Here is a 3,905-nt window from a genome sequence, read left to right as displayed (position 1 = left end):
GAGCAGATCGGCGAGCTTTATCGGCTGGTGCAGAACGGCCATTTCCGGCCGCTGCATTTCAACAGCTACCGGCGCCTGCGTGAGGGTGATCGGCTGCGCATCGGCAGCCGCCAGTGGCGCGTGGTGGTCGGCCGTGGTCATTCCCCGGAGCACGCCTGCCTGTATGCCGAGGATGGCAGCCTGCTGCTTGCCGGCGACCAGGTCCTGCCGCGCATCACCCCGACGGTGGGCGTGCATGCCACCGAGCCCGAAGCCGACCCGCTGCGTGAATGGCTGGCCTCGCTGGAACACCTGCGCAGCCTGCCGGACAGCGTGCTGGTGTTGCCAGCCCACGAGCGGCCGTTCTGCAACCTGCATGCCCGGCTCGACCAGTTGCAGGCTCATCACCAGGCCCAGCTCGCGCGCCTGCTGGCCAGCTGCGAGGCGCCCTCTACCGCGCTTGAGCTGATGGCTGCGCTGTTCCCCAGGCTGTCCGGTCGTTTCGACGAACTGATGGCCCTTGGCGAAACGTTGGCCCACGCCAACTACCTCATGGCCGAAGGGCTGCTCGTGCGCGAGTACCAGCCACCGCTTTACCGCTATCGCCGTGCCCGGCAGGCACCCGCGCAGCAGGCGGCGGGTGGCCCGACGGCGACGTTGAACATTCCAGGCGGCCAGTCGGTTGCCCTTCAGGAGAGTCCGTGTGATCAACAAGAACAACAATGACGGTACTGCCCTTGCTTGCCGCAGTGTCCAGCTTGCCAGCGTGGCCACGGCGATCGCGCTGGCGTCGACGCCGGCCTGGTCCGGGGAAACCCTGGAGTTCGACAATGGCGCCACCATCGACTGGTCGGTGACCACCAGCTACGGCATCGGCGTGCGCCTGGGCAAGCCCAGTGACCGCCTGCTCGGGGTCAATGCCGATGACGCCAACCGCAACTTCAACCAGGGCAGCCTGACCACCAACCGGGTGGGCGCCCTGGGCGAGATGATCCTGCGCATGGACAACTACGGCGCCGTGGTGCGCGCCAGCACCTTCTACGACGACGTCTACCACCGCAAGAACGACAACGATTCACCGGCCACGGTCAACAAGGCCGGTGACAACGACGAATTCACCAGCGATGCGCGTTACTACAGCGGCGGCCGCACCCGGCTGCTGGACGCCTACGTGTTCGGCGGCTGGCGTTTCGACAACGATTCGATGCTCGACGTCAAGGCCGGGCGCCACATCGAGTCCTGGGGCGAAAGCTTGTACTACCCCGGCGTCAACGGCGTGCAGAACCCCTCTGATGCGGTCAAGGCCGCGCAACCGGGGGTCGAGGTCAAGGAAGTGCTGCTGCCGGTGGGGCAGGTGTCGGCGTCGTACCGCTTGAACCCGCAGTTCACCTTTGGCGGCTACGTGCAGTACGAGTGGAAGGGCACCGAACTGGCACCGGTGGGCAGCTACCTGTCGGGCACCGATGTGATCGGGCCAGGGCGCGAATTCCTGATCACCCCGACGGGCAATGTGCCGTATCGCGGTACCGATGAGCCCCGCGACAGCGGCCAGTGGGGCATACAACTGCGCTACCGGCCGGTGCCGGCGCTGGAGTTGTCGCTGTTTCACGTCAACTACCACGACAAGAACCCGGCCACAGCGCTGGTGGGCTACAGCCCGGTGCCCGTCGGTGGCGGCCTGTTCGCCTTTGCCGCCAACGGCTACCGGGTGAAGTATTTCGAAGACATCAAACTGACCGGTATCAGCGCCTCGACCAAGCTCGGCGATACCCAGATAGGGGCCGAGTGGTCGTACCGCGACGGCGCGCCGGTGCTGGTCAACACGGGCATGGGACCGACTGCAGCCAAGGGCAAGGGCCAGCAGTTCCAGCTTTCGGCCATGCGCGTGCTGGGTGACCGGCCGTGGGCCAGCCAGACCACCCTGACCGGCGAGATCATTCATGTGCGGGTGGACAGTGTCGAGGCCACTTCCGCAGCCAGCAACCTGCAAGGCGTGGCCCTGTTGCCCAGCCTGACACCCTTGGTTGGAGCGTCCGATGACTACACCTACAAGACCGCATCCGGCTGGAAGAGCCGCGACGCCAGTGCCTACACCGTGGGCGCATCGTTCAGTTATCCGGGGGTTTTCCAAGGCTGGGATCTGGAAGTGCCAGTGCGCTTCTCCAATGTGTTCAGCGGCTCGACGCCCATGTCCGGCAGCATCGCCGGCGTGCAGGGCGACCGCCGCATCAGCGTAGGCACCACCTTCAAGTACTTGGGCAATCTGGAAGTCGGCCTGACCTACGTGGGCTACCTGGGCTCGCCCGACCCGATCAAGCGGCCCTATGCCGACCGTGACTACGCCACGTTCTCGATGAAATACACCTTCTGACCGACCACCTGGACAACGCCGGGGCCTGCGGCTCCGGCATGGAGGCACTATGGGGCTCAAAGGCCACGCAGCAATAGTGGGTACCGCGCAGTACAAGCCGGAAAAGTACGCGACGGCGCCCAGAATGTTCCACCTCGAACAGGTCGCCGACCTGGCCGCCCAGGCCCTGCGCGATGCCGGCCTGCAAGCCTCGGACCTCGACGGCCTGGTGATCAACGGTCCGCAGTTTCACGAAGCCTCGGTGTTTGTGCCGGCCATGGCCGCCGAATACCTGGGCCTTCGCCTGAACTTTGCCGAGGTGGTCGACCTTGGCGGCTGTACTTCGGTGGGCATGGTCTGGCGCGCCGCCGCTGCCATCGAACTGGGCTTGTGCCAGGCCGTGCTGTGCGTGCTGCCAGCGCGCATGGCCCCGCTGGGGCCGGATGAAGATCCCGGCTGGATGGCCCGGGCCATGCGTTTTGGCGGCCACAGCACGGCGTTCGGTGCCCCCGAAGCGGAGTTCGACCTGCCGTACGGGCACATGGGCCAGAACACCGGCTATGCCATGATCGCCCAGCGCTACGCCGCCCAGTACGGCTACGACCCCAGGGCCCTGGCCAAGATTGCGGTGGACCAGCGCAGCAACGCCCAGGCCAACCCGCAGGCGATGTTCTTCGGCCAGCCTTTGAGTGTCGAGCAGGTGCTGGCCAGCCGGATGGTCGCCGACCCGCTGCACGTGCTGGAAATCGTCATGCCGGTGGCCGGCGGTGCCGCCATGATCATCGCCTCGAAGGAACTGGCGGCCAAGGCCCGCAAGCGGCCAGCGTTCATTACCGGCTTTGGCGAACACCTGGCGTTCAAGTCGCCGTCCTATGCCCAGGACATGCTGCACACGCCCATCGGCCCGGCATCACAGCGTGCCTTCGCCATGGCCGGGCTGAAACCGGCAGACGTCGATGCCGCGCAGATCTATGACTGCTACACCATCACCGCGCTGCTCACCCTGGAAGACGCGGGCTTCTGCGGCAAAGGCGAGGGCATGGCGTTCGTGCGCGAGCACGATCTGACCTGGCGCGGCGACTTCCCCATGAACACCCATGGCGGCCAGCTCAGCTTTGGCCAGGCCGGCTCTGCTGGCGGCATGTCGCAGGTCATCGAGGCGGTCACGCAAATTGCCGGCGCGGCCGGCGAGCGCCAGCTGCAGCGTTGCGACAGCGTGTACGTCTCCGGCACCGGTGGCGTGATGAGCGAACAGGGCGCATTGATCCTTCAGGGAGCATAACCAGTATGTCCAATAACAAACCCATGCCTGTGGCGACGGAAATCTCCGCACCGTTCTGGGAGGGCCTGAAGGCCCGGCGGCTGTTGATCCAGCAGTGCAACGCGTGTGCGCAGTGGCTGTTCTACCCGCGCCGGCACTGCCCGGCCTGCCTGGCGCCAGACCCGGCCTGGCGCGAGGTGGCGGGGCAGGCGAGCCTGTACAGCTATACCCTGACGCGCATTGCAACCTTGCCGGACTTTGCCGATGAAATGCCCCAGGCCCTGGCGGTGGTGGAACTGGCCGAAGGGGTGCGCA

General features: G+C 66.1%; 4 protein-coding genes. All 4 read left to right on the top strand.

Annotated features, from left to right (window positions below):
- Window positions 1–705, top strand: a 705-nt coding sequence (locus HP547_RS27735) for an MBL fold metallo-hydrolase (protein WP_172288640.1), incomplete at its 5' end; no start/stop codon positions are given.
- The gene (locus HP547_RS27730) at window positions 683–2,350 is read left to right on the top strand and encodes a DUF1302 family protein (protein ID WP_172288638.1); all 1,668 of its coding nucleotides are present in this window, start codon (window positions 683–685) and stop codon (window positions 2,348–2,350) included. The genes HP547_RS27735 and HP547_RS27730, both read left to right, overlap by 23 nt.
- A gap of 49 nt (window positions 2,351–2,399) precedes the next feature.
- Window positions 2,400–3,611 (top strand): thiolase family protein, encoded by a 1,212-nt coding sequence (locus HP547_RS27725; protein WP_172225254.1) that lies wholly within the window; start codon window positions 2,400–2,402, stop codon window positions 3,609–3,611.
- Between the two features lie 5 nt (window positions 3,612–3,616).
- Window positions 3,617–3,905, top strand: a 289-nt coding sequence (locus HP547_RS27720) for a Zn-ribbon domain-containing OB-fold protein (RefSeq protein ID WP_172288636.1), incomplete at its 3' end; no start/stop codon positions are given.

Origin of the sequence: Pseudomonas sp. CM27 (genome assembly GCF_013179515.1) — a bacterium.
Taxonomy (GTDB): domain Bacteria; phylum Pseudomonadota; class Gammaproteobacteria; order Pseudomonadales; family Pseudomonadaceae; genus Aquipseudomonas.
The sequence above is the reverse complement of the archived record's forward strand: the minus strand, read 5'-3'. Positions and strand labels throughout refer to the sequence as shown.

Coding starts and splice junctions, on each gene's coding strand:
- HP547_RS27725 (WP_172225254.1), top strand. CDS start 2,400: ATGGGGCTCAAAGGCCACGCAGCAATAGTGGGTACCGCGCAGTACAAG.